General features: G+C 71.0%; 21 protein-coding genes. 8 read left to right on the forward strand and 13 right to left on the reverse strand.

What is annotated here, in order from left to right; all coding sequences use genetic code 11:
- The first annotated feature begins 5 nt into the window (after window positions 1-5).
- A complete protein-coding gene (locus AB4079_RS17840) occupies window positions 6-383 on the forward strand; it encodes a DUF7882 family protein (protein ID WP_441788662.1) in 378 nt (125 codons plus the stop codon).
- Window positions 383-706 carry a DUF7882 family protein gene (locus tag AB4079_RS17845; RefSeq protein ID WP_441788663.1) on the forward strand — a complete coding sequence of 108 codons (324 nt, stop codon included), beginning with the start codon at window positions 383-385 and terminating at the stop codon, window positions 704-706. Before AB4079_RS17840 ends, AB4079_RS17845 begins: the two co-directional genes overlap by 1 nt.
- A gap of 16 nt (window positions 707-722) precedes the next feature.
- Here AB4079_RS17845 and AB4079_RS17850 read toward each other — a convergent pair whose 3' ends face one another.
- From AB4079_RS17850 to AB4079_RS17865, 4 genes are read right to left on the reverse strand one after another with little or no spacing between them, the layout of a single operon-like run.
- A complete protein-coding gene (locus tag AB4079_RS17850) occupies window positions 723-1688 on the reverse strand; it encodes an NADP-dependent oxidoreductase (RefSeq protein WP_441788664.1) in 966 nt (321 codons plus the stop codon).
- A 35-nt stretch (window positions 1689-1723) separates the two neighbouring features.
- Window positions 1724-2863 carry an NYN domain-containing protein gene (locus AB4079_RS17855; RefSeq protein WP_441788665.1) on the reverse strand — a complete coding sequence of 380 codons (1140 nt, stop codon included), beginning with the start codon at window positions 2861-2863 and terminating at the stop codon, window positions 1724-1726.
- Window positions 2864-2888: 25 nt separating this feature from the next.
- The gene (locus tag AB4079_RS17860) at window positions 2889-4334 is read right to left on the reverse strand and encodes an aspartate aminotransferase family protein (protein WP_441788666.1); all 1446 of its coding nucleotides are present in this window, start codon (window positions 4332-4334) and stop codon (window positions 2889-2891) included.
- 15 nt (window positions 4335-4349) lie between these two features.
- Window positions 4350-5849, reverse strand: a complete 1500-nt coding sequence (locus tag AB4079_RS17865) for a CoA-acylating methylmalonate-semialdehyde dehydrogenase (protein ID WP_441788667.1) — start codon at window positions 5847-5849, stop codon at window positions 4350-4352.
- A 93-nt stretch (window positions 5850-5942) separates the two neighbouring features.
- On the opposite strand from AB4079_RS17865, the gene AB4079_RS17870 reads away from it, so the two are divergent.
- Entirely contained in the window at window positions 5943-7625 is a 1683-nt protein-coding gene (locus AB4079_RS17870; RefSeq protein WP_441788668.1) for a PucR family transcriptional regulator, read from the forward strand.
- Between the two features lie 96 nt (window positions 7626-7721).
- On the opposite strand, the gene AB4079_RS17875 is transcribed toward AB4079_RS17870, so the two are convergent.
- Window positions 7722-9137, reverse strand: a complete 1416-nt coding sequence (locus tag AB4079_RS17875; protein WP_441788669.1) for an NAD(P)/FAD-dependent oxidoreductase — start codon at window positions 9135-9137, stop codon at window positions 7722-7724.
- A 200-nt stretch (window positions 9138-9337) separates the two neighbouring features.
- Here AB4079_RS17875 and AB4079_RS17880 point away from each other — a divergent pair, with 200 nt between their 5' ends.
- The 5 genes from AB4079_RS17880 (at window position 9338) to AB4079_RS17900 (ending at window position 15819) form a co-directional block, all read left to right on the forward strand.
- Window positions 9338-10369, forward strand: coding sequence for a LacI family DNA-binding transcriptional regulator (locus AB4079_RS17880; RefSeq protein ID WP_441788670.1), 1032 nt, complete (start codon window positions 9338-9340; stop codon window positions 10367-10369).
- A gap of 267 nt (window positions 10370-10636) precedes the next feature.
- Window positions 10637-11941, forward strand: a complete 1305-nt coding sequence (locus tag AB4079_RS17885; protein WP_441788671.1) for an ABC transporter substrate-binding protein — start codon at window positions 10637-10639, stop codon at window positions 11939-11941.
- 96 nt (window positions 11942-12037) lie between these two features.
- A complete protein-coding gene (locus AB4079_RS17890) occupies window positions 12038-13021 on the forward strand; it encodes a carbohydrate ABC transporter permease (RefSeq protein WP_441788672.1) in 984 nt (327 codons plus the stop codon).
- Window positions 13014-13853, forward strand: a complete 840-nt coding sequence (locus AB4079_RS17895) for a carbohydrate ABC transporter permease (RefSeq protein WP_441788673.1) — start codon at window positions 13014-13016, stop codon at window positions 13851-13853. Before AB4079_RS17890 ends, AB4079_RS17895 begins: the two co-directional genes overlap by 8 nt.
- A gap of 34 nt (window positions 13854-13887) precedes the next feature.
- Window positions 13888-15819, forward strand: coding sequence for a cellulase family glycosylhydrolase (locus tag AB4079_RS17900; RefSeq protein WP_441788674.1), 1932 nt, complete (start codon window positions 13888-13890; stop codon window positions 15817-15819).
- A 119-nt stretch (window positions 15820-15938) separates the two neighbouring features.
- On the opposite strand, the gene AB4079_RS17905 is transcribed toward AB4079_RS17900, so the two are convergent.
- The 8 genes from AB4079_RS17905 to nadB form a co-directional block, all read right to left on the reverse strand.
- Window positions 15939-16298, reverse strand: a complete 360-nt coding sequence (locus tag AB4079_RS17905) for a DUF488 domain-containing protein (RefSeq protein WP_441788675.1) — start codon at window positions 16296-16298, stop codon at window positions 15939-15941.
- 37 nt (window positions 16299-16335) lie between these two features.
- Window positions 16336-17277, reverse strand: coding sequence for a PfkB family carbohydrate kinase (locus AB4079_RS17910; protein ID WP_441788676.1), 942 nt, complete (start codon window positions 17275-17277; stop codon window positions 16336-16338).
- Window positions 17270-18304, reverse strand: a complete 1035-nt coding sequence (locus AB4079_RS17915; protein WP_441788677.1) for an ADP-ribosylglycohydrolase family protein — start codon at window positions 18302-18304, stop codon at window positions 17270-17272. Before AB4079_RS17915 ends, AB4079_RS17910 begins: the two co-directional genes overlap by 8 nt.
- Before the next feature lie 201 nt (window positions 18305-18505).
- The gene (locus AB4079_RS17920; RefSeq protein WP_441788695.1) at window positions 18506-19993 is read right to left on the reverse strand and encodes an MDR family MFS transporter; all 1488 of its coding nucleotides are present in this window, start codon (window positions 19991-19993) and stop codon (window positions 18506-18508) included.
- A 119-nt stretch (window positions 19994-20112) separates the two neighbouring features.
- Complete coding sequence (locus AB4079_RS17925; RefSeq protein ID WP_441788678.1) at window positions 20113-20778, reverse strand: hypothetical protein; 666 nt, start codon at window positions 20776-20778, stop codon at window positions 20113-20115.
- 130 nt (window positions 20779-20908) lie between these two features.
- A complete protein-coding gene (locus tag AB4079_RS17930; RefSeq protein WP_441788679.1) occupies window positions 20909-22075 on the reverse strand; it encodes a cysteine desulfurase family protein in 1167 nt (388 codons plus the stop codon).
- Window positions 22072-22926 (reverse strand): carboxylating nicotinate-nucleotide diphosphorylase, encoded by an 855-nt coding sequence (gene nadC / locus AB4079_RS17935; RefSeq protein ID WP_441788680.1) that lies wholly within the window; start codon window positions 22924-22926, stop codon window positions 22072-22074. The genes AB4079_RS17930 and nadC overlap by 4 nt, the downstream gene beginning before the upstream one ends.
- Window positions 22920-24521 carry an L-aspartate oxidase gene (nadB, locus tag AB4079_RS17940; RefSeq protein WP_441788681.1) on the reverse strand — a complete coding sequence of 534 codons (1602 nt, stop codon included), beginning with the start codon at window positions 24519-24521 and terminating at the stop codon, window positions 22920-22922. Before nadB ends, nadC begins: the two co-directional genes overlap by 7 nt.

Genomic DNA, 24521 nt, shown 5'->3' on the forward strand with positions numbered 1-24521 from the left:
GTGCTGTGGGGACCTTGATCTATGACGGCGCCGACGGTTTCACGTTCGACGACCGGGTGCTGGCACACCTGCAAGCGGTCATCCAGACCAAGCTCCGGCGGCGCGAGGGCTTCCTGCTCATCTGGACGGACCGGACGGCCGGCCCGATCGGCGTCCTCCGCTCGATCTGGCTCGACCCGGCGATCTCGGTGCAGTTCGTCTTCGTCCATCCGGAGTTGCCGGAGCTGAACCGGGACTGGCTCGCCATCCTCACCGAACGCGCGAACAGCAACGCCGGCCTGCTGCTCGAGGACACCCTGCGGGCGGAGATCCGCGAGGAGGTCCCGGCGGGGAGCTACCGGGCCACCAAGGGGAATTCGGGGAAGCGCCCCGAGGAGCAGTGATGGGCCACCTCATCTACGGCAACGGGGCGCAGGAGTACGAGTTCGACGACCGCACGCTCTCGCACGTCAAGATCGCCATCGTGACGAAGCTGCGCCGTCACGAGAGCTTCCTGCTGAACTGGCAGATCCCGAGCGACCACGGCGGCGGCCGGGTGAGCCTCTGGATCAGCCGCGAGGTGCCGTTGGCGTTCGTCTTCGCGGATGTCAAGCCGCCGAAGCTTAACGAACGGTGGATGGAGGCGCTGCTGCAGTCGGGCCAGCGCACCGGTGGGATGGTGGTCGTCTCCGAAGCGGAGGCGGAGGCGGTGCTCGGCAAGCGGTAGCGGTAGCTGTAGCGGCTTACGGGAGGAGCGCCAGCTTGCCTCCGGGGTGGCCCTCCTTGAGAAATGCCAGCGCGTCCGGGGCTTCGGAGAGCGGGTACGTCCGTGCGATGGGAACCTGCAGGCGACCGCTGCCGGCGAGTTCGAGCAGTGTCCCGCGCACCGAGTCGCGGAAGGCCTGGCTCTCCGGCTGGGCTCCGAACACCGCGTGGAACCCCTCCGCCTCTGCGCGCTGAGCGGCGACGATCGTCACGATGCGGACCCGGTCGGGCACCAGCTGCAGCGACACGTCGACCGCCTCCTGGGTCCCGACCGTGTCGAGCGCCGCACCGATCGGCCCCTGGGCCGCTTCAGCGACCCGCTCCGCGAGCCCGGGTCCGTACGCGACCGGCAGACCGCCGAAGCGGCGCACCCGGGCGAAACTGGCCTCGCTCGCGGTGCCGATCACGCGAGCGCCCAGTTCGGCGGCCTGCTGCAGGATGCTGACGCCGACGGCTCCGGAGGCGCCGTGCACGAGGATGGTCTCGCCCGCTCGGACGTCCGTCACGCTCAGCATCTGCGCTGCCGTGGTGCCGGCCAGGAGGAGGTTGGCGGCCTCCTCGTCGGAGAGTCGCGGCGGCTTGGCGAACACATCCTGAGCCGGCACGGTGACCTCGGTCGCATAGCCGCCCTGGATGCGGAAAGCGACGACGGGGTCACCGACGACGCCGCCGCCCGAGGCGATCCGGGTGTCCGGCCCGATCGCCGCGATCACTCCGGCCACCTCGTACCCGATCGGCACCGGCAGCTCGAGCCCCTCGCGAGGCGCGGAGACGTGCTTGTAGTCGGCGGGATTGACGCCGGCTGCGGTGACCCGGATGGTCACTTCGCCCTGCGCCGGTTCCGGGACCTCGACCTCCGCGAACTCCCAGGTCTCCGGTCCGCCCCACTGCTTCGCTAGCCACTGTCGCCCGGTGCGGGGCCCTGCCGTCTCGTCGCGTGCCATGCTCCGCAGTCAACTCTCGTCGGCTGTGTGTGCGCTTACGAGGCGGAGACCCCGTCGGCCGCCCGGCCGCTGTGGCGCACCCGGCGCGAACGGGTGGGGGCGAGGCGCAGCATCTGGGCGGTCGAGCTGTCGTCGAGCTCGACGAGGTCGCTGCGCGACTTGATGAAGTCGCTGAACGACCGGAAGCCGAGCGCCTTCTCGCTGAACGACGGGTCCATACGCTTCATCTGGCCCTTCACCGTGGAGCTGTGAAGCCAGTCGGAGTCGTCCTTCTCGTGGCCGAGCTGCATCGCGCGGGCGAGCAGCCGGGTCGCGACGAGCTGGGAGTCCTCCTGCTGCTCGTCGGAGGCGTCCGCTTCGGATTCGGCGTCTGCCTCGGCCTCCGCTTCGGCGGCCGCCGGGCGCTTGCGTCCGCCGCGACGCCTGGCCGGCTTCTCCGGCTCGGACGTCGTTCCCTCGGTCGCCGGTTCGGTCGCAGCAGGTGCGGCCGCCTCGTCGGAGGAGGAGCCGACCGTCGCAGCGGCGCCCGCCGCCGTAGCTGCGGCCGCGCTCCCGGTGGTCGCCTCCGGCTCGTCCTCATCGGGCTCGGCCGCGTCGGCGGCCTCGTCGCGGGCGATGCCCGGGAGGTCGTCGTAGCTGACGAACTCATCGCAGGCGGCGGCCAGTGACTTCGCCGTCGACCCGGCGACGCCGATCCCGACCACGTAGCGGTTGAGCCGCCTCGCCCGCTGGGCCAGCGGGATGTAGTCGGAGTCGCCCGCGACGATCACCACGTGGGTGAGCTCGGGCAGGCGGAACAGGTCTTCGACCGCGTCCACAGCAAGCCGGATGTCCGCGCCGTTCTTGGCGTAGGCCGCGGCGGGGAACAGCTGCACCAGGTCGACGGCGCGGGCGACCAGCTGACCGCGGTACTCCGCGTTCACGGCCAGCGACCAGTCCGCGTACGCGCGGGTCAGCACCAGCGTGCCGAAGGAGGATGCGAAGTCGATCACCGCGCCCAGGTCCACCCGCGCCTGCGCCAGCTTCTCGGTGAAGGAGGCCTTCGGCGCGGTCGAATACGACTTTGGCCGGTCGCGCATGAACGAGCCGCGACCGTGCACCTGGTCGTAGCGCGAGATCACGATGTTGTCGAAGTCGATGTAGACCGCGACGCGGCCGTCCCCAGGTTCACTCATACAGCCACGATATCCCGGGCCGGCGTCATCCCTTCACGTACCGGTCGGCCACATCGAGCGCCGCGTCGATCGCGGCGAGCCCTCGACGCAGTTCGTCCTCGCCGATGACCAGCGGCGGCGCGATGTGCACCCGATTGAAATGGGTGAACGGCCAGACGCCCGCCGCCTTGCACGCCGCGGCGACCTCCGCCATCGGCGCCGCATCAGGGCCGGCCGCGTTGAACGGCACCAGCGGCTCGCGCGTCTCGCGGTCGCGCACCAGCTCCAGTGCCCAGAACAGCCCGCGCCCACGGACCTCGCCGAGGGAGGGATGCCGGTCGAGCCACGACCGCACCTCCGGCTCGACGACGCGCGCGCCCAGGTCTCGGACCCGCTCGAGGATCCCGTCGCGCTCGAACACCTCGAACGTCGCCACCCCGGCGGCGCACGCCAGCGGATGCCCGGAGTAGGTCAGGCCGCCCTGGAAGGCGATGTCGTCGAAGAACGACGCGATCGCGTCCGAGATGACGACGCCGCCGAGGGGGACATAGCCCGAGTTGACGCCCTTCGCGAAGGTGATGAGGTCCGGCACGACGTCGAACGCATCCACCGCGAACCACTCGCCGACCCGGCCGAAGCCGACCATGACCTCGTCGGCGATGTAGACGATCCCGTACCGGTCGCACAGCTCGCGCACGCCCGCGAGGTAGCCGGGCGGCGGGACCAGCACGCCGTTGGTGCCGACGATCGTCTCGGCGATGATGGCGGCGACGGTGGCCGCGCCCTCCAGCACGATGACGTTCTCGAGGTGCTCCAGCGCCCGCCGGGTCTCCTCCTCGGGAGACGTCGAGTGGAACGCGGAGCGGTACGCGTACGGCCCGAAGAAGTGGGCCACGGACGGGTCGCTCGGCTCGTTCGCCCAGCGGCGGGGGTCGCCCGTCAGCGAGATCGCCGTCGACGTGCCGCCGTGGTACGAGCGGTACATCGACAGCACCTTGTGGCGGCCGGTCACCCGGCGCGCCAGGCGGACGGCGTACTCGTTCGCGTCGGCGCCGCCGTTCGTGAAGAAGACCTTGTTCAGCGTCCCCGGCGCCACCTCCGCGATCCGGCGAGCCAGCTCGCCGCGGACGTCGTTCGCCATCGACGGCTGCACCGTCGCGAGCCGGCCGGCCTGCTGCTGGATCGCGGCGACCAGGTCCGGGTGCTGGTGCCCGAGGTTGAGGTTGACCAACTGGGAGCTGAAGTCGAGGTACGCGTTGCCTTCGTAGTCCCAGAAGGTGGAGCCCTCTCCCGCCGCGATGGGCAGCGGGTCGATCTTCGCCTGCGCGCTCCACGAGTGGAAGACGTGCCGGCGGTCGTCGCTGCGCACTTGGCGCTCGGCGGCCTGGTCGCCGAACGGGTGCTCGGCGCCGTGCCGGTCGACGTAGCCCGTGCGCTCGGTGGGCTCTGCGGGGCGGACCGGCTGCGCGTCGGTGTGGATGGTGTCCGTCATGGTGTCCTCGCCTGCTCAGGAGTTGCCGGGGAACGCGAGCTCGATGCGGGAGTGCACCGGGTCCGGCCAGCGGGTCGTGACGACCTTGCTGCGCGTGTAGAAGTGGAACGACTCCGGCCCGTAGATGTGCGCATCCCCGAACAATGAATTCTTCCAGCCGCCGAAGGAGTATGCGCCCACCGGAACCGGGATGGGCACGTTGATGCCGACCATCCCCACCTCGATCTCGAATTCGAACCGGCGGGCCGCGCCGCCGTCGCGGGTGAACAGCGCAACACCGTTTCCATACGGGTTGGCGTTGATCAGCTCGACGGCCTCCTCGTACGTGTGCACGCGGACCACGGAGAGCACCGGGCCGAAGATCTCGTCGTCGTACGCCTTCATCCCCGGCTTCACATGGTCGAGCAGGCTGACCCCGACGAAGAAGCCGTCGCCCTCGAAGGGGCGCTGCGTTCCGTCGGCGACGACCGTCGCGCCCTCGGCGGCGGCCCCGGTCACGTACGAGGCGACCTTGTCGCGGTGCTCGCGCGTGATCAGCGGCCCCATCTCGCTGGCCTCGTCCGTGCCGGGCCCGATGCGCAGGGCGTCGAGGCGCGAGTGGATGGCCGGCACCAGCCGGTCGCCCACGTCGCCGACCGCGACCACCACGCTCACCGCCATGCAGCGCTCGCCGGCCGAACCGTACGCGGCCGAGACGGCAGCATCCGCGGCGGCGTCGATGTCCGCATCCGCCAGCACGACCATGTGGTTCTTCGCGCCTCCCAGGGCCTGCACGCGCTTTCCGTTGGCCGACGCTCGCTGGTAGATCGAGCGCGCGATCGGGGTGGAGCCGACGAAGCTGACCGCGGCGACATCGGGGGAGTCGAGGATGGTGTCCACCGCCTCCTTGTCGCCGTGCACCACGTTCAGCACGCCGTCCGGCAACCCCGCCTCGCGGAACAGCTTGGCCAGGAAGACGGACGCGCTCGGGTCCTTCTCGCTCGGCTTCAGAACGACCGTGTTGCCGCAGGCGATTGCGCTCGCGACCATCCACAGCGGCACCATCACCGGGAAGTTGAACGGCGTGATGCAGCCGACGACGCCGACCGGCTGCTTGACGCTGTGCACGTCCACGCCGGTGGAGACCTGCTCGCTGTACTCGCCCTTGAGCTTGTCGATCAGGCCCGCGGCGAACTCGACGTTCTCCAGCCCGCGGCCGATCTCGCCGGCGGCGTCGGAGAGGACCTTGCCGTGCTCGCCGGTGACGATCGCGGCGAGCTCGTCGCGGCGCTCGGTGAGCAGGTGGCGCAGCCGGAAGAACACGTCGGCCCGCTTGGTCAGGCTCGTGGCCCGCCAGCCGGGGAAGGCGGCCTTCGCCGCAGCGATCGCCCGCCCGGTCTGGGCGGCGTCGGCCAGCGCGACTTCGTGCTGGCGCTCGCCGGTGGCCGGGTTGAAGACCGGGCCGGTGCGGTCGGGCCGCGCGGCCGCGTCGGCGGGGGCGTCCTCGCCGGCGATGAAGTGTCGGATCAGGGCCACGGGGGTCCTCCAGGTGGATCGAGCCGGACGTTCTGCCCGGTGCTGACAGTAGGCTTGCATCCCCATGATCACAGAGCGGAGGCGGGAGCAGCGATGCCAGATCGTCGGGACCCTGAAGCGGGTCGAACAGTTCGTCCGGAGGCGTCGGCAGCGACCTCAGCGGCTGGTGCAGCGGCGGTGCTTCCGACCGTCCGCGAGGTGCTGCGGATGGAGCAGGTCGCCCGCGCGCTGCCCGAGGTCCTGACCGGGAGGGAACGGCTGGACGCGCCCGTCCGCTGGGTGCACGTGGCCGAGACCGCGGAGGCCGCACGTCTCGGATCGGGCGGTGAGCTGCTGCTCGCCACCGGCGTCGGGTGGCCCTCCGACGACGCCGCGCTGCGCCGGCTCGGCCGCGTGCTCGTCGAGGCGCACATCGCAGGCCTGGTGCTCGAACTGGGGCCGCCCATGCCGGTCGCGCCGCCCGCTCTCGTGGACGAGTTCCGTGCCGCCGGACTGCCCTTCGCGGTCCTGCATCGGGAGGCACGATTCGTCGCCATCACGGAGGCCGTGCACTCGCGCATCATCGCGGAGCAGATGGCGGCGCTGCGTGCGCGGGACGACATCCACGCGCTCTTCACCGACCTCAGCCTGCGCGGGAGCCCGGCCGACTTCATCGTCGAGCAGGCGGCACGGGTGCTCGGGTCGCCCGTCGTCCTGGAAGACACCAGCCACCGCGTCGTCGCGGCCGCCGGGCTCGACGCGGGCCATCGGGCCGGCGAGCAGGCCGAACTGGCGGAGTGGGAGCAGCGGTCCCGCACGGCGCACCGCTCGGGCGGCGGGGGCTGGACGATCGTGCCCATCGAGGCGCGCGGGATGCGCTGGGGCCACCTCATTGCGCTGCCGGGCGAGCCGCATCCCGCCGGCCGCTCGAATGTTCTCGAGCAGGCGGCGGTCGCGCTGGCACTCAGCCGGCTGTCGGACCGCGACGAGGACGAGTGGACGCGGCGCAGCCACGACACGCTCCTCTCCGCCCTGCTCGGGCGTCGCTTCGCGGGCGAGGGCGGAGTCACAGCACGGTTCGAGGCGGCGGGCTTCCCGCTCGCCGGGCGCGAGGTGGCGGGCGCGGCAATCCGGCTCCGGTCGGGCACGCTGCCGGTCTCGGCGGCTCCGCGGGTCGTCGAAGCGGCGCGGGCGGCGGGCGCCGACGCGGTCGCAGGGCGGCATCCCGAGCGGGCGGGGACGCTGGTCGTCGCACTCTCCGCGCGGCCGGGACGACGGTTCGGGGACCCGCTGTTCGAGGCGATCGCGGAGGCCGCCGGCGCTGCGCGACTCGACGACCCGGCGGCGGTGGTCGCGGTGGGGTCGGAGGCGCGCGGGATCACCGGGCTGCTGTCGTCGCTGGAGGAGGCGGTCGAGCTGGCCGCCGGCGCCGGAGCCCGAGCCGACGCGCGGCTGGGGCGGCGGCCGGTCATCCAGCGCGTGCAGCACCGCCCACTCCTACGCCTGGTCAACGCGTTCGGCGGCGACCCGCGGATGGTCGAGCACACCGAGCAGATGCTTCGGCCGCTGATCGAGCACGACCTCGCCACCGGCGGCGACCTGATCGAGGTGCTCCACGCCTACCTCAGCCACCCCGGCAACCGCACGCGCGCGGCCGCCGCGAGCCACCTGTCCCGGTCGGTGTTCTACCAGCGGATCGCCCTCATCGAGGACCTGCTCGGCATGGACCTGGACGACGGCGAGACCGTCGCCGCCCTGCACGCCGCAGTCCTCGCCCGTGGGCGCACCGCCCCCTGACGTCCACCGCTCTGGTTGACGCAACACGCCGCACCCGCGTGGGGCCGCGCGGCGTGTTGCGTCAAGTGGATGGGGCGAGGGGCGAGGAGATGCGGGCTACGAGTCGAAGCCGAGGCCCGCAGCGTCCAGGATGCGCAGGAAGGCGTTGCGGTGCCCGGAGTGATGGTCCGCGCGGTCGAGCGAGCGGCGGGTGAGGTTGATGCCGATGGCGGCTGCGGGCTCGGGAGGGAACGGGATCGGGCGCGTCCGGACCATCTCCAGCTCGGTGCGCTCGGTGCTGCGGCCCGCCAGCAGGTCCAGCATCACCTTCGCGCCGAGGTGGGTCGCCGCCACCCCGAGCCCGGTGTAGCCGGCGGCGTAGGCGACCCGCCCCTGACGCGCCGAACCGAAGAACGCGCAGAACCGGCTGCAGGTGTCGATCGCGCCGGCCCAGCGGTTCGTGAAGGTGAGTCCCTCCAGCTGCGGGAACGTCGTGAAGAAGTGGCCGGCGAGGCGCCGGAAGGTCTCCGGCCGGTCCTCGTGCGCCGATCGCACGCGGCCGCCGTAGTGATAGATCGCGTCGTAGCCCCCGAACAGGATGCGGTCGTCCGCAGTCAGCCGGTAGTAGTGGAACTGGTTGGCCGAGTCGCCGATCCCAAAGCGCCCCTCCCACCCGATCGACGCCCGCTGGGATGCGCTGAGCGGCTCGGTCATGAGCACGTAGTCGTACACCGGCACGGTCGCCAGCCGGTTCCGCCGCAGCAGGCTGGGGAAGACGTTGGTGGCAAGCGCCGTCCGGCGCGACCGCAGCGTGCCGGTCGGTGTCTCCAGCACGGTGCCGTCGCCGATGCCCTGCACCGGGCTGTGCTCGAAGACCTCGACGCCAGCGGCCACGCACGCCCTGGCGAGCGCGCGGGCGAGCTTCGCCGGGTGCACGAGGGCCGAATCCCGTCGCCGGAGCAGGCCGGCCTCGTAGGTGGGTGAGTGCACCAGAGCACGCACGGCATCCCGGTCGAGCAGCGTCTCGTCCGGTCCCTCGGACTCGCGGAGGCCGTCCACCTGGTACTCCTCGGTGGCCACGTCGAGCGCGCCGTTGCGCTCGAACCCGGCATCGAGGCCCAACTCGGCGACGATCGCCTCGATCTCGTCCAGGTTGCGCATCCCGAGCCGCTGCAGCCGGTCGAACTCGCCGGGCCAGCGGGAACGGCCGTTGTCGTCGCCGTGCGTGAGGCTCGCCTCGCAGAAGCCGCCGTTGCGGCCGGAAGCCGCCCAGCCGACACGTCGGGCCTCGAGGAGGACGACGCGGGCGGACGGGTCCTTGCGTTTCGCGAGCAGCGCCGTCCACAGTCCCGTGTAGCCGCCGCCCACCACCGCCAGGTCACAGCTCACGTCGCCGCGGAGCCGCGGGTAGTGGTCGCCGGGGGCATCCTCCGTCCAGAAGACGGACTGTCTGCTGGGCGCGAGGGCGTGCCGGACGACCGCGTCGTCGGTTGGCTGGCGCTCGAAGACGGTGCTGGTCCGGGAGGGGCTCACGCCGTCATTCTGCCCGACGCGAGACCGCGGATTCGTCGCAAAAGTTGGCCGTGCCATCCATTCCGTCCGGCCGCGTCAGGAGGTTCGCAGCGAAACCTGGGGACGCGGAGGACAGACGAACAAGTATCGTTGGCCGCGCAGCAGGAGCCGCGCAGCAGTGGCCGCGCAGCAGGAGCCGCGCAGCAGGAAGGGAGGCGGCCGTGAGCAACGGAGCTGGTCGCGTGACCATCGCAGGGCTGGCCGACCGGCTCGGGCTCTCGAAGGCGTCGGTGTCGTACGCCCTCAACGGGCTGCCCGGGGTGAGCGACGAGACCCGGGAGCGGGTGCTGGCGCTGGCGGAGCAGCTGGGATGGCATCCCAGTTCGTCCGCGCGGGCGCTGTCCCGGGCCCGGTCGGACACGATCGGCATCGTGCTGCGCCGCGACCCCGGGATGCTGGGCACCGAGCCGTACTACATGAGCCTGCTGGCCGGGATCGAGAGCGAGCTCTCGGACACCGGGCAGTCGCTGCTGCTGCGCGTGGTCGGGGCGGACACGGGTCAGGAGGTCGCTGCCTACCGGCGCTGGAGCGCCGAGGGCCGGGTGGACGGCGTCATGCTCTTCGACCTCACGTCCGACGACCCACGGCCGGCGCTGCTCGACGAACTCGGGCTGGCGTTCGTGCTGCACGGCAATCGCGAGACCCTGGCCCCGGGCAAGGTGCTGCTCTACGACGCGCGCTCGGACGCCGCCATGCTGGTCGGGCACCTCGCCTCCCTCGGCCACCGGCGCGCGCTGCACATCACCGGTCCGGCCGAGTTCGAGCACGAGCAGGACCGGCGCGACGCCGTCGAGCGGTACGGCCGCCAACGCGGACTGGAGTTCGCCTTCGCGGTCTCGGACTACTCGATGGAGGCGGGGGAGCGGATCGCCGCGGAGCGGATCCGCGACGACGCGTCGATCACCGCCGTGCTGACTTCGAACGACCTGCTGGCCCTCGGCGCGCAGACGGCCCTGACCCACGCCGGGCGCGACGACGTGGCGATCGCCAGCTGGGACGACTCCCTGCTCTGTCGTCTCGGAACCCGGCCGATCACCGCGCTCGACCGCTACCCGGAGGAGCAGGGCCGTCGCTCCACACGGCTGCTGCTCGACCAGCTCGCCGGGACGCCCGCCCTCGACAGGCGCGCCCGCCCGAGCCGCCTCGTGCCGCGCGCGACCAGCCTCCGCGTCCCCGAGCCCGCCGCCCGCTGACCCGCGCATTTGCGTGCCGAGTGGCGACATCCTGTCGCAATCGGGAACCGATAGCAGCAACGACTCACTGCTCGACACGCCCGGGCCGACCGAGTCCGAGTCGTGACCTCCGGGGGCCGGAAAGGGCGGATGAGCCGGTATACCCTCGGACGAAGCGAAGTCAAGGATTGACACCTGAACCGGTTAAGTTAGGCTTCCCCTGGCGCCCCGCCCTCGGCCCTCGCACCGGGAGCGGATGCGCCTTCATCAAGAGACGAAGGAGTCACAATGAGGAAACGCGCCATCTCCGTCGCGGCAGTAGCCGCAGCGGTAGCGCTCGTGGTCACGGGCTGCAGCAGCTCGGGATCCGGATCGTCGTCCAGTGGAGCGACGCTCACCTACTGGGCCAGCAACCAGGGGACGAGCCTCGCCAACGACAAGCAGGTCCTCACCCCGGTGCTGGACGAGTTCACCAAGCAGACCGGCGTCAAGGTCAAGCTCGAGGTCATCGGCTGGAACGACCTGCAGACGCGCATCCAGACCGCCGTCACCTCGGGCCAGGGTCCGGATGTGCTCAACATCGGTAACACCTGGGCCGCCTCCCTGCAGGCCACCGGAGCGTTCCTGCCCTACGACGACGCCAACATGAAGGCGATCGGCGGCAGCGACAAGTTCGTCAAGACGGCACTCGAGACCGGTGGTGCACCGGGCAAGCCCGTCACCAGCGTCCCGCTCTACGGACTCGCCTACGGCCTCTACTACAACAAGAAGATGTTCACGGATGCCGGTCTCACCGCTCCCGCGACCTGGGAGGACCTGGTCGCCGACGCCAAGAAGCTGACCAACGGCACGCAGTACGGCTTCTCGCTCGCGGCGGGCAGCTACACCGAGAACGTCCACTTCGCCTTCATCAACTCGGCGCAGAACGGCGGGGAGTGGTTCGACAGCAAGGGCAACCCCACCTTCACCAGCCAGGCGAACATCGACGGCATCAAGCGCTACCTCGACCTGATGCAGACCGACAAGGTCGTCGCCACCTCGAACGCCCAGTACGACAACGGCGTCCAGGCCGTGAACGACTTCGCCACCGGCAAGGTCGCGATGATCCTCAGCCAGAACAACGCCGACGCCTCCATCGTCGCCAACGGCATGAAGAACGACCAGTACGGCGTGGTGCCCTTCCCGGCCCCGGCCGACGGCAAGAAGATCGCCAGCTTCGTCGCCGGCATCAACCTGTCCATCTTCAAGAACACGAAGAACAAGGATGCGGCCCTCAAGTTCGTCAAGTACATGACGAGCGAGAAGACCCAGTCCACCCTGGGCAAGCCGTACGCCGCCCTCCCGGTGCTGAACGGCGCCAAGCCGACCTTCACGGACAACGCCGAAGAGGCAGCCACCTTCCAGAAGATCTACAACGACATGACGAAGCCGCTGCCCCTGGTGCCGGCCGAGGACCAGTTCGAGAACACCGTGGGCAAGGCGATGAACGACATGTTCGCCAAGATCGCCACCGGCGGCACGATCTCCGACTCCGACATCAAGTCGGCGCTGTCCAACGCTCAGGACCAGGTCAAGCAGTCGCTGGGCGGCTGATCCACGCATGACCCGCTCCGCCGGGCGGGGCGCTGAGGCCGCAGTCGCGGCCCGGTGTCCCGCCCGGCGGAACAGCCACACCCTTCAAGGAGACCCATGTCGACGACGACAGACGTCCGCGGACCGTCACGCACCGTGCCGGCCGAAGCTGCACCGCCCAAGCGGAAGCGCCCCCGGCCCAAGGGATGGTGGCTGCCGTTCATCCTCCTGGCACCGGCCATCATCTTCGAGCTGCTCATCCACGTCGTGCCCATGCTCACGGGCATCTGGATCAGCTTCCTGCAGCTCACCAAGTTCTACATCGCCAACTGGGGCGAGGCGCCGTTCGTCGGTTTGAAGAACTACGCCGTCGCCCTCGACTTCAGCGGCTCGGTCGGTTCCGGCCTCCTCAAGTCGTTCTTCGTGACGATCGGCTTCACCATCCTCGTCGTCGGCCTGTCCTGGGTGCTCGGCATGGCCGCAGCGGTCGCCCTGCAGGGCCGGTTCAGGGGGCGCGCGTTCTTCCGCACCCTGTTCCTCGTGCCGTACGCGCTGCCGCTCTACGCGGGCATCATCACCTGGAAGTTCATGTTCCAGAAGGACACGGGAGCGATCAACCACTTCCTCTTCGACAACCTCCACCTGCCCGGCGACAAGCCGTTCTGGCTGATCGGCGGCAACGCGTTCTGGTCGATCGTCATCGTCGCGATCTGGCGCCTCTGGCCGTTCGCCTTCCTGATGCTGATGGCCGGCCTCCAGTCGATCCCCGCCGAGGTCTACGAGGCCTCCGCGGTGGACGGCGCCAAGCCCTTCCGGCAGTGGCGCGCGATCACGCTGCCGATGCTGCGGCCGGTGAACTCGGTCCTGCTGCTGGTGATGTTCCTGTGGACGTTCAACGACTTCAACACACCGTTCGTGCTGTTCGGGAGTACGGCCCAGCCACCGGGCGGGGACCTGATCTCGTTCCACATCTACAACGCGTCGTTCCTGACCTGGAACTTCGGCTCGGGTGCCGCGATGAGCGTCCTCCTGCTGCTGTTCCTGCTGATCGTCACCGGCGCATACCTTCTCGTCGTGAACCGGAGGAACCGCAATGCGTGAGACCCGCTCATCCCACGTCTTCCGCTGGGTCACCGTCGCCGTGCTGACGGTGTTCACGGTCGTGCCGCTCTACGTGATGGTCACGTCGTCCGTGAAGCCGCTGTCCGAAGTCCAGTCGGCGTTCACCTGGTGGCCCCAGAACATCACCTTCCAGCCGTTCATCGACATGTGGTCGACCGTTCCGCTGGCGTCGTACTTCGTCAACAGCCTCATCGTGTCGAGTGCGGCGACGCTGATCTCGCTGGTCATCGCCGTCTTCGCGGCCTACGCGGTGTCGCGGTACCGATTCAAGGGACGCAACGTCTTCACCACCACGGTGCTTTCGACGCAGATGTTCCCCGGCGTGCTGTTCCTGCTCCCGCTGTTCCTGATCTTCGTGAACATCAACCAGGCGACCGGCATCCAGCTGGTCGGCACGCGCTGGGGGCTCATCATCACCTACTTCACGTTCGTGCTGCCGTTCTCCATCTGGATGCTCGCCGGCTACTTCGACGGCATCCCTCGCGATCTCGACGAGGCGGCGAAGGTGGACGGGTCCGGCCCGATGGGCGCGCTCTGGCACGTCGTCCTCCCCGCGGCCCGTCCCGGCCTGATCGCTGTCGCGATCTACTCGTTCATGACCAGCTGGGGCGAGGTGCTGTTCGCGTCGGTGATGACGACGGACGAGAACAGGACTCTCGCGGTCGGTCTGCAGCTCTACTCCACGCAGACGAACGTGTACTGGAACCAGATCATGGCGGCGTCGCTGGTTGTTTCCCTGCCGATCGTCGTCGCGTTCCTGCTGCTGCAGCGCAACTTCGTCGCCGGGCTGACGGCCGGCGCGGTCAAGTAGCGCTGCTGCGCCCGCTCCACTCCTGAAAGGCATCATGGATCGCCCCTCCCCGGTCTTGACGGTCGACGACGCCCCCGTGGTGTGGCTCGGCGCCAACTTCTGGTCGCGCACCGGCGGCCCGCTCATGTGGACGCGCTACGACCCCGCCGTCGTGCGGGACGAGTTGCGGGTGCTCGCCGAGCACGGGCTCAACATGACCCGGTCGTTCTTCTACTGGCCGGACTTCCATCCGACGCCGGACTCGCTCGACGAGCAGTGCGTGGCGAACTTCGCCGACTTCCTGGACGCGCACACCGAGGTCGGGATGACCACGGTGCCGACGTTCCTGGTCGGGCACATGTCGGGGGAGAACTGGGATCCCGCCTGGCGCGACGGCCGCGACCTCTACCGCGACGTGTGGTTCGTCGGACGACAGGCCTGGTACGTGCGCGAGCTCACCGCGCGGTTCGCCGCGCATCCCGCCGTCGCCGGCTGGCTGCTCACCAACGAGGTGCCGATCTACGGCGGCGAGGCGCCGCGTCCCATCGTCGACGCGTGGGCATCGCTGCTTGTGAACGCGGTGCGCGCGGGCGGGGGGACGCAGCCGGTCGCGGTCGGCGACGGGGCCTGGGGCATCGAGACGACCGGTCACGACAACGGCTTCTCGGTGCGCGACCTGGCCGAGTACACCGACTTCATCGGACCGCACGTCTACCGGATGGAAACCGACCAGGTGCGCCAGCACCTGAAGGCCGCGTACATCGCCGAGCTCTCGGCGACGCACGGGCTTCCGGTGGTCATGGAGGAGTTCGGCCTGACCAGTGACTTCGTCTCGGACGCCGGCGCAGCCTCCTACTACCGGCAGCTGTTGTACACGACGCTGCTGGCGGGGGCGACCGGCTGGATCGCGTGGAACAACACCGACTACGACGACCTGGCCGACCAGCGGCCCTACTCGCACCATCCCTTCGAGATGCACTTCGGGATCACCGACCGTCACGGGGCGCCGAAGCCGCCGCTGCGGGAGCTGGCGCGGTTCGCGTCGGACCTCGCGGCGATCGAGCTGCCGTCGGTGCGGCGGGCGGCGGTGGATGCGGCGCTCGTCGTGCCCTCGCACCTCGCCGAGGACTACCCGTTCACGAACGAGGGGGAGCGGGCGCACATCGTCGCGACGGGGGAGCAGGCGTACGTCGCGGCGCACGAGGCGCACATCCCGGTCGCGGTCGTCCGCGAGAAGGAGGACGGCGGCCTGCCGGCCGGGTACGGGCTGTACCTGCTGCCGTCGGTCAAGCAGCTGTGCGCGACCTCCTGGCAGCAGGTGGTCGCGCTCGCGACGGACGGCGCGACGGTCTATGCGTCGTACTCGCACGGGCCGAGCGGTGTCCAGCGCGGGCCTTGGTGGGCGCACACCGAGGAGCTGTTCGGGGTGCGGATGGACAGCGCCTACGGCCTGGCCGAGCCGGTGACCGACGACACGGTGACCCTGCGGTTCACCTCCGACTTCGGGTCGATCGCCGCCGGGACGGAGCTGTCGTTCGGGGCGGCGGGCAACGAGAACGGCCGCACGTACCTGCCGGTGCGTCCGACCTCCGGACGCGTGGTCGCGGTGGATGCGCACGGGCGGCCGGCGGTCGTGGTGCAGGAGCACGGGGCGGGCCGCGCGGTGCTGTCGACGTATCCACTGGAGTACTTCGCCTCGGCGCAGGGCCGGGTCAACCCGGAGCAGACGTGGCGCATGTACGACGCGCTCGCGGACGTGGCCGACGTCGAGCGGGACGTGCGGCTCGACGACCCGCTGGTCTTCACTGACGCCCTGGTGCACGAGGACGGCCGCCGCTTCGTCTTCTTCATCTCGCAGCACGACACCCCGGTGACCGTGACGCCGTCGGTCGCCGGCGGCGACCTCCGCGCCCTCGACGGCACTCCGACCCCCTCGGTGACCCTCGACCCCTACGGCGTCGCCGTCCGCCTCCTCACCCAAGACTGACCGCCCCCGTCGCCTCCACCCGTCGTCTCGTCCCTCCGTCGAGTACACAAAAATCACACGCCCGAGCGGCGTGTCGCGTGCACTTTTTGTGTACTCGACGGAGGGGGGCGGGGCGGGGGTTAGGGGTGGGTGGAGAGGTAGGCGATGAGGATGGTGGCGTGGTTGAGTTCGAGGTCGCGGATGCTGACGAGGAGGGTCACCCGGGGGTGGGTCTTGGTGAGGGTGCGGAGTTGGGGGACCGCAGGGTTGGTGTCGAGTTCGTGCTCGTAGCGGGTGCGGAACTCGCCGAAGTGCTCGCCCTCGAGCGACGGGTCCTGGTGGAACCAGCGGCGGAGCTCGGTGGATGGCGCGATCTCCTTCAGCCACAGGTCGATGTCGGCCCGCGCCTTGCTGACGCCGCGCGGCCACAACCGGTCGACGAGCACGCGGAAGCCGTCATCCGGCGCGGGCGGGTCGTAGATGCGTTTCACGGTGATCACGGGATGCTCCCCTTTCGGTGTCTGCGCGGCGCGGTCGTCAGCCGGCCGCCAGCAGGGCGTCGGTTTCGGCGGCGGTCGGCGCGGTCGCCGGGCCGTGGCGCGTGACGGCGATCGCGGCGGCAGCGTTCGCCCGCAGCGCCGCGTCGAGCGGCTCCGCGCCGCGCGTCAGCGCGGCTGCGAGGACGCCGCCGAAGGCGTCGCCCGCACCGGTCGTGTCGACGGCCGTCACGGGGAAGGCCGGCAGGTGCGCGGGGGCCGGGTCGCCGGTCGCCACCCAGCAGCCGGCCGCGCCGTCGCGGACCACGGCGACGGACCGCGCCTCGGGGCCCTCCCGCAGCATCCCGCGGAGGGCGCCAGCGGCGGGGGCGGGATGTGCGTGCGCGCGCAGGATGCGGGCCTCGCGAGCGTTGGCGCTGAGGACGTCGGTGCGGCGGAGCACGGCCTCGAGCAGCTCGGGGTCGAGCGACTCGACCAGCGGGGACGGGTCGAACACGACCCGGGTCTCCGGACGCAGGTCGGTCAGCCACCCCGCGACGGCCGGGCCGGCGATCGGGTGCGCGAGGCTGTACCCGGAGACGTAGACCACGTCACTGGCTCGCGGCTGGACGGCGTCCAGGTCGGCGCGGGTCAGCATCCCTTCGGCCCCGGGTGCGGTGACGAAGGTGCGCTCGGCCTCCCCGTCGACGAGGACGACGCAGTAGCCGTTGTCCGCCGACTCGAGCGGCGGGTTCGCCACCGAGATGCTCTCCCGCCACAGGGCCTCGGCGACCACTTCGCCGAACGGCCCGCTGCCCGAGCGACCCGCGAAGACGACCTCCGTGCCGTCGCGGGCGGCCGCGGCCATCACGTTGAAGCCGCCGCCCGCCGACATGCCGGACGCGGACGCCAGGACGTCGCCTCCGCGCTCGGGCAGCGCATCCACTCGCAGCAGTAGGTCGACCACGACGGTGCCGGTGAAGATCAGTCGTCCGTCAGCCATGTCGTCTCCTCACCCGCAGCAGCCCGTCGACCAGCGGCTCCAGGTCGAGCGCGTTGACCCGGCGCACGGTGTCGAGCGCGCTGCGCGGCCAGTCCGCGGCGCCGGTCGCACCGAGCACGGCGCCGGTCATCGCGGCGATGGTGTCGGTGTCACCGCCGAGCGCGGCAGCGCGGCAGAGCGTGTCCCAGGCGGCGTCCGGTTCGGGATGCGCCGGGTCGCCGCCCGCGACCGTCACGGCGACCAGGGCGAGCGCGGCGACCACGGACTCCTGGGCCGCGACGGAGGTGCCGACCACCTGGGCGAGGAGGTCGTCCTGCTCTCGCGGTGGCAGCTCCACCAGCGCCGGGATCGCCCACTCCAGCCGTTCGGCGATCTCACCGCCCGCCACCCAGTGCCCTCGGCGGGCGCCCTCGCGGGCGGCGGCGACCGCGACGTCGAGCGCCTCCGGGGTCTCGGCCCCGTCGACGCCCGCGCTGACGGCAGCGCCGATGGCGGCGGCACTGGCGATTCCGAGTCCGGTGTTGTGGGTGAGCGAGCTCACGGCGACCACCGCGTCCACGAAGGCGCCGAGCGGTTCGACCGGGGTGGCGATTCCGAGGGGTGCGATCCGCATGGCGGCGCCGTTGGTGGCGCCGAACCGGCCGGCTTCCTCCGGCGGCATGCCGTCTTGGAGGCGTTGGAGGGCTGCGCGGGTGCTGGGGCCGAGGAGGTCGAGCGAGCCGCGTGCCTCCATTGCCCGCTCCCAGGCGAGGAGTTCGGCGGCGAACGCGGCCGCCTTGACCGTGCCGTCGCCGTCGATGATCAGCCGGGCCAGCAGTACCGCCTGCTCGGTGTCGTCGGTGATGGATCCGGCCGGCATGCCCGCCGCGATCTGCTGGTGCGGTCCCGCGGCGACCAGGCCGCGGATGCGGCCGTGGTCGGCGGCGATCCGTTCGCGGGACATCGACTGCGTCGGCATCCCGAGCGCATCGCCGAGCGCCAGCCCCTGCAGTGCGGCGAGGGACCGTGCGCGCGCGCTGTCCCTCACAGCGCCGCCGTGGGGACGGCGCCGGGTGCCGTAGCGGGTTCGGGGGTGCGGATGTCGGTCACGGGCAGCCTCCTCGCGTGCGATCGGTCCATTCTCCCGCCTGCACGGGCCGCGCTGCTAGGTGCGACCGCTCGGCGCCACCCGCTGTGAGGGCAGCGGACAGCGCGGCAGGGGACAGCCAGGCCGCGGACAGTCCGGCCGCTAGTGCGCGAGTGCCGCCTCTGCAGGCACGTCTGCGGGCTTCCGCATGAAGAACGACCCGGCCACCGCGAACAGGGAGATGATCGCCCCGGCCAGGAACGCGGCGCGGATGCCTCCGGCCTGCGCCGCATCTGCCGAAGCTCCTCCGGTCGCCAGGACGGTCGACTGGAGCGTCAGCACGGCGATCAGGAGCGCCGTCCCGGCGGCTCCGCCGACCTGCTGGATCGTGCCGAGGATCGCGCTGCCGTGCGAGTACAGGTGCGGCGGCACCGCGCCGAGGCCGGCGGTGAACAGCGGCGTGAACATCATCGCGAGTCCGAGGCTCATCGTCACGTGCGCTGCGATTACCAGGCCGACCGGAGTGTGCTCGGTCACCATCGTGAGCGACCACAGCACCAGGCTGACGAGGATCGACCCCGGCACGACCAGTACGCGCGGGTCGAAGCGGTCGTAGAGCCGCCCGACGAACGGCGCGGCGAGGCCCATGATCAGCCCGCCCGGAAGCAGGATGAGTCCCGTCGCGAGGGTGTCGAGGTGCAGCACGTGCTGGAGGTACAGCGGCAGCACGATGATCACGCCGAACATCGACGCCGTCGTGATCGCCATCAGCACGATCGACACGGTGAAGATCGGGTACCGGAAGGTCCGCAGGTCGAGCAGGGCCCGATCCTTCCGCTGCAGGATGAGCTGACGCGTGATGAAGGCGGAGAGCCCGAGCACACCGACGACGAGCGACCCCCACAGCATCAGCGGGCTCGCCGATGCCGCCCCGGATTCGCCGGAAAGCGTCAGCCCGTAGACGAGCCCGCCGAACCCGAAAGCGGACAGGATGACGGACAGGACGTCGATCCGCACCTTCTGGGTCTCCGTCACGTTCTCCACGAAACGCATTCCGATCAGCAGCATGATCAGCGCGATCGGCAGCACGATCAGGAAGATCCAGCGCCAGGCCAGGAAGTTCAGGATGAGTCCGGAGATCGTCGGCCCGATCGCCGGTGCGACCGAGATGACGATCGAGACGTTGCCCATGGTTCGACCGCGCAAAGCGGGCGGAACCAGCGTCATCAGCGTCGTCATGAGCAGTGGGATCATGATCGCCGTGCCGGACGCCTGCACCACGCGGGCCGCCACCAGCACCATGAAGCCGGGCGCCAGCGCTGCCGACAGCGTGCCGAGCGAGAACAGGGACATCGCCGCGATGAACATCTGCCGGGTCGAGTAGCGCTGGAGCAGGATGCCCGTGATCGGGATGACGACCGCCATCGTCAGCATGAAGGCCGTGGACAGCCACTGAGCCGCGAGGGCGTCGATGTGCAGGTCGTCCATCAGCTTCGGGATGGCGACGGTCATGATCGTCTCGTTGAGGATCACGACGAAGGTGGCAGCCAGCAGCAGGTAGATCACGCGCTGGTCGCGGGGAGAGATGCGGATGGGCGCGCCAGCGGGCGCGCTCGGGCGGTCGAGCCGGCCGGCGTCGAGGGAAGGCACTGGTGAGGTCTTCTCAGTCACCGGTCAAACCTATCGAGGGCCACCGACATGCGGGGTGTCGGATGTGTGAACTGTGGAGAAGTTCGCTCTCCGCAGAATGGGGGAATAAATCCGCTCGCTCAGCGACCGAGGCCGACCCTGTCGACACGACGGTGGTAGCGCATTCCCGAGAGACCGCCGAGGATGGCGCCGCCGAGGCTCACGATGGCGACGATGATCGCCGTGATGATGCCGGTCAGGGTGACCGTGCCCTCGTTGAGCGGGATCCGCGGGAAGCTGTTGAGGTTGCCCAGGATGTTGAACTGGCTGCCGAGGATGAGGCTCAGCAGGGCGACGACCACGGCGATGATGACGGCCCACAGCCACACCGCGACGCCCTGCTTGGCGCCGTCGAAGCGCGCCATCCGCCCGGCGACGTAACCGCCGCAGAAGTACGCGACGAAGAGGATGACGACGAGGGCGATCGCGCCGACGATGCCGACCGTCGAGGCGTTCTTGCTCGCCTGGCTGGCGGCGGTGTCGGCGTTGCCGCCGGCCGTCCCGAGCCCGACCGCGGCCCCAGCGGCCGCCACGAGCGCGGTCAGCAGGACGGCCGTGCCGGTGGCGGTCAGCCAGCCGAAGAAGGCGGATCCGAACTTCATCCCGCCGAATTCGCTCTTCTCCCGCTCGAGGACGTCGTCCCGGAGGCTGTGGGTTCCGTCGGCCGGCGCTGCGTCGGTGGCGTCACGGTCGTAGACGGGCTCGCCCGGGCGCCGGTCGTCCGGCGGTGTGATCGGGTCGGTCATGGTGTCCCTCTTCCCAGGTCGCCCGCTGGTGCAGCGGGTGGTCGGTCAGTCGTGTGCGACTGTATGCGGGAGGTGGAGGCAGGCACAGGCGGTTGATTTACTCTCGAGGCGAGAGGATGCTGTCGTAACCTCAGCGACCCAGCGCGGAGACCGTACGTACCGCGTCGCCCACGGCGGGTGCGACGGCCGCGAGCTCGGCCGCTGTCGTGTCCGGTCCCCAGGAGAACCGCACAGCGGTCCGCGCCAGGTCGTCCGGGTAGCCGAGCGCGAGCAGCACGTGGGAGGCGTCCTCGCTTCCCGCTGCGCAGGCCGAGCCGCTGGAGCAGACGGTGCCGCGCCGCTCCAGTTCGAGCAGCACGGCCTCGCCGTTGGTGCCGGGGAACACGAACGAAGCGGTACCGGGCAGTCGTGCCGTGGGATGCCCGGTGAGCGAAGCCCCCGGCGCCTCGTCCAGCACCGCAGCGATGAACGCATCGCGGGACTTCGAGGCCGCCGAGGCCGCCGTGGCCCGGCCATCCCCGTCGTCCGCCGCCAGACGCTCCATCACGAGTCGGGCCGCTGTCGCCAACCCGACCGCGCCGGCCACGTTCTCGGTGCCCGACCGCCGCCCGCGCTCCTGCCCGCCGCCGTGGATGAGCGGCTCGACCGGGATGCGCCCCCGCACGTACAGCACGCCGACGCCCTTGGGGGCGCCGATCTTGTGACCGGAGACGCTCAGCGCATCCACGCCGAGTGTTCGCACGTCGAGCGGCAGCCAGCCCGCCGCTTGCACCGCATCCGTATGAAAGGGGATGCCGTGCTCGTGTGCCAGCGCCGCCAGCTGCGCGATGGGCTGGATGGTGCCGACCTCGTTGTTGGCGAGCATCACCGAGGCCAGCGTCGTGTCGGGACGCAGCGCCGCAGCGAAGTCGGCCGCCGCGACCAGCCCATCCCGGCCGACCGGGACGAAGCTGACGGAGAACCCGTGCAGCCGCACCAGGTAGTCGACCGACTCCAGCACCGCCTCGTGCTCGATCCGTGTGGTGACGATGTGCCGGCCGCGCGGGTTCGCCAGGGCGATGCCCTTGATCGCAAGGTTGTCCGCCTCCGTTCCGCCCGAGGTGAAGGTGAGCTCGGAGGCCCGGCAGCCCAGCCAGGTCGCGACCGTCGTGCGTGCCTCCGCGAGGGCGCGCGCGGCCGACTCGCCGACCGCGTGGTGGCTCGACGGGTTGCCGAAGTCGCCCGTCAAATACGGCCACATCGCCTCCAGCACCTCCCTGCGGACCGGTGAGGTGGCGGCGGCGTCGAGGTAGATCACTCGACCACCACGTCCAGCCCGAGGTCGAGCGAGCGGACGCTGTGGGTCAACGCCCCGGCCGAGATCACGTCGACGCCGGTCTCGGCGATACGGCGGACCGTCGCGAGGCTGACGTTGCCGCTCGCCTCCACGATGGCGCGGCCGGCGACCAGGGCGGCGCCCTCGCGCAGCTCCTCGACGGTGAAGTTGTCGAGCATGATCGTGTCGACCCCGGCGGCCAGCACCGGCTCGATCTGGTCCATCCGGTCGACCTCGACCTCCAGGTGCGTGGTGTGCGAGAGCTGCTCGCGCACGCGACGGAGCGCGTCGGTGACGGAGAGCCCGGTCTGCGCTGTCAGCACCGCGAGGTGGTTGTCCTTGGCCATGACCGCATCCGACAACGAGTAGCGGTGGTTGTGGCCGCCTCCCGCCCGGACAGCGTGCCGTTCGAACGCACGCAGCCCCGGCGTGGTCTTCCGGGTGTCCACGATGCGGGCGGAGGTGTCGGCGACTTCGGCGACGAAGGCGGCGGTCAGCGTGGCGATGCCGCTCATCCGCTGCACGAAGTTGAGGGCGACGCGTTCGCCCTGCAGCACCGAGCGGGCGGGTCCGAATACGGTCGCCAGCGCATCCCCGGATCCGAAGGTCGCGCCGTCGGCGACGTGCAGCGTGACCTCGATCGCCGGGTCGGTGAGGGTCATCGCCGCGGCGAACACCTCGCCGCCCGCGAACGTGCCCGGCTCGCGGGCGACCAGCCGTGCGGTCGCGGTCGCCGCCTCCGGAATGAGCAGCTGACTGGTCACGTCGCCCCACGGCGCGTCCTCGACGAGGGCGGCTTGCACGACGGTGTGGATGATCTGGCGGGTCAGCATGCTGCGGGAACCTCGAGCCGTGTCGACGATGAGTAGAAGGAGAGCTGAGTGCGGGGAACCAGCGCCGTGTGGGCCGGCTCTCCGCTCACCGGGAGCGGGAAGTCCGAGCGGAAGTGCGCACCCCGGGATTCCTCGCGGGAGAGCGCGGCGGCGACGACGAGACGCGCGAGCGTGAGGAGGTTGGCATCCTCACCGGGTGCCGGGTCCGCCGTCGCAGCGAGTTCGGCCGCGGCAGCCATCAGGCGCGCGCCGTCGCGGTGGACGCCGGCCGCCTCCCACAGCAGGGCACCCAGCCGCGAGCGGTCGAATAGCTGCGACGCTGGATGTATCGGTGCGGAGTCGGGCAGGTTCGCGACCGTCGCGTCCCCCGCCCACGCGGGTCCGTCCGTCCACGGCTCGCCGATCACGCTCGCCGCGCGGTGGGCGAAGACCAGCCCCTCCAGCAGCGAGTTCGACGCCAGCCGGTTGCCACCGTGCGCGCCGGTGCACGCGACCTCGCCGACGGCGAAGAGCCCGGGCACGCTGGTGCGCCCGGCGGTATCGGTCGCCACTCCGCCCATCGCGTAGTGGGCGGCCGGCGTGACCGGGATGGGGTGGCGCGCCCAGTCGTAGCCGGCGGCGCGCGTGGCGGCGTCGATGGTCGGGAAGCGTCGGGCCAGGAAGTCCGCGCCGAGAGCCGTCGCGTCCAGAAGCACCGGGCGTCCGCCCTGCGCCGCCATCTCGACCGCGATTCCGCGGGCCACCACGTCGCGCGGCGCGAGTTCGGCATCCGGATGCACGTCGGTCATGAAGCGCTCGCCGCGGGCGTTCCGCAGCACAGCGCCCTCGCCTCGCACGGCCTCGGAGACGAGGAAGCCGCCCGCGGCGGCAGGAGCGGCCGCTGTGGCCGGTCCACCCGGTCGAGGCAGGTACAGCGCCGTCGGGTGGAACTGCGTGAACTCCAGGTCCGCCAGAACCGCCCCGGCCCGCCACGCGGCCGCCACCCCGTCTCCGGTGGCGACGGCCGGGTTGGTGGTGTGCGCGTACAGCCGGCCCCATCCGCCGGTCGCAAGCACCACCGCATCGGCGTCGAGCGATCGTCGACGGCCGCCCACCCGAAGGAGGACACCCACAGCGCGTCCGTCGCGGACGGCGACGTCGCTGAGGAACGCGCCCTCGATCACTGCAATACCGGCAGCCTCCACCGCCTCGACCAGCGCACGCTCCAGCTCCGCACCGGTCGCGTCGCCACCGGCGTGCAGGACGCGGGCGGAGGAGTGCGCTGCCTCCAGGCCCCGAGCGAGCGCATCGCCGTCGCGGTCGAACGCCGCGCCCAGCGCGATCAGCTCGCGCACCCGGTCAGGCCCGTCGGCGCACAGCGCCTCCACCGCCGCCCGGACGTTCAGACCGGCCCCGGCGCGCAGCGTGTCGGCGATGTGGGCCTGGACACTGTCGTCGGCGAACAGCGCAGCCGCGATCCCGCCCTGCGCGTGTCGGGTGCTGCCGTCGCTGAGCGCCGTCTTGGTCACGATCGTGACGGTGTGGCCGAGCGCGTGCGCCCGGAGCGCGGCCGTGAGGCCCGCGATCCCGCTCCCGACGACGACGACGCGGCTCAT

Source organism: Leifsonia sp. 2MCAF36 (genome assembly GCF_052115525.1).
Taxonomy (GTDB): domain Bacteria; phylum Actinomycetota; class Actinomycetes; order Actinomycetales; family Microbacteriaceae; genus Leifsonia.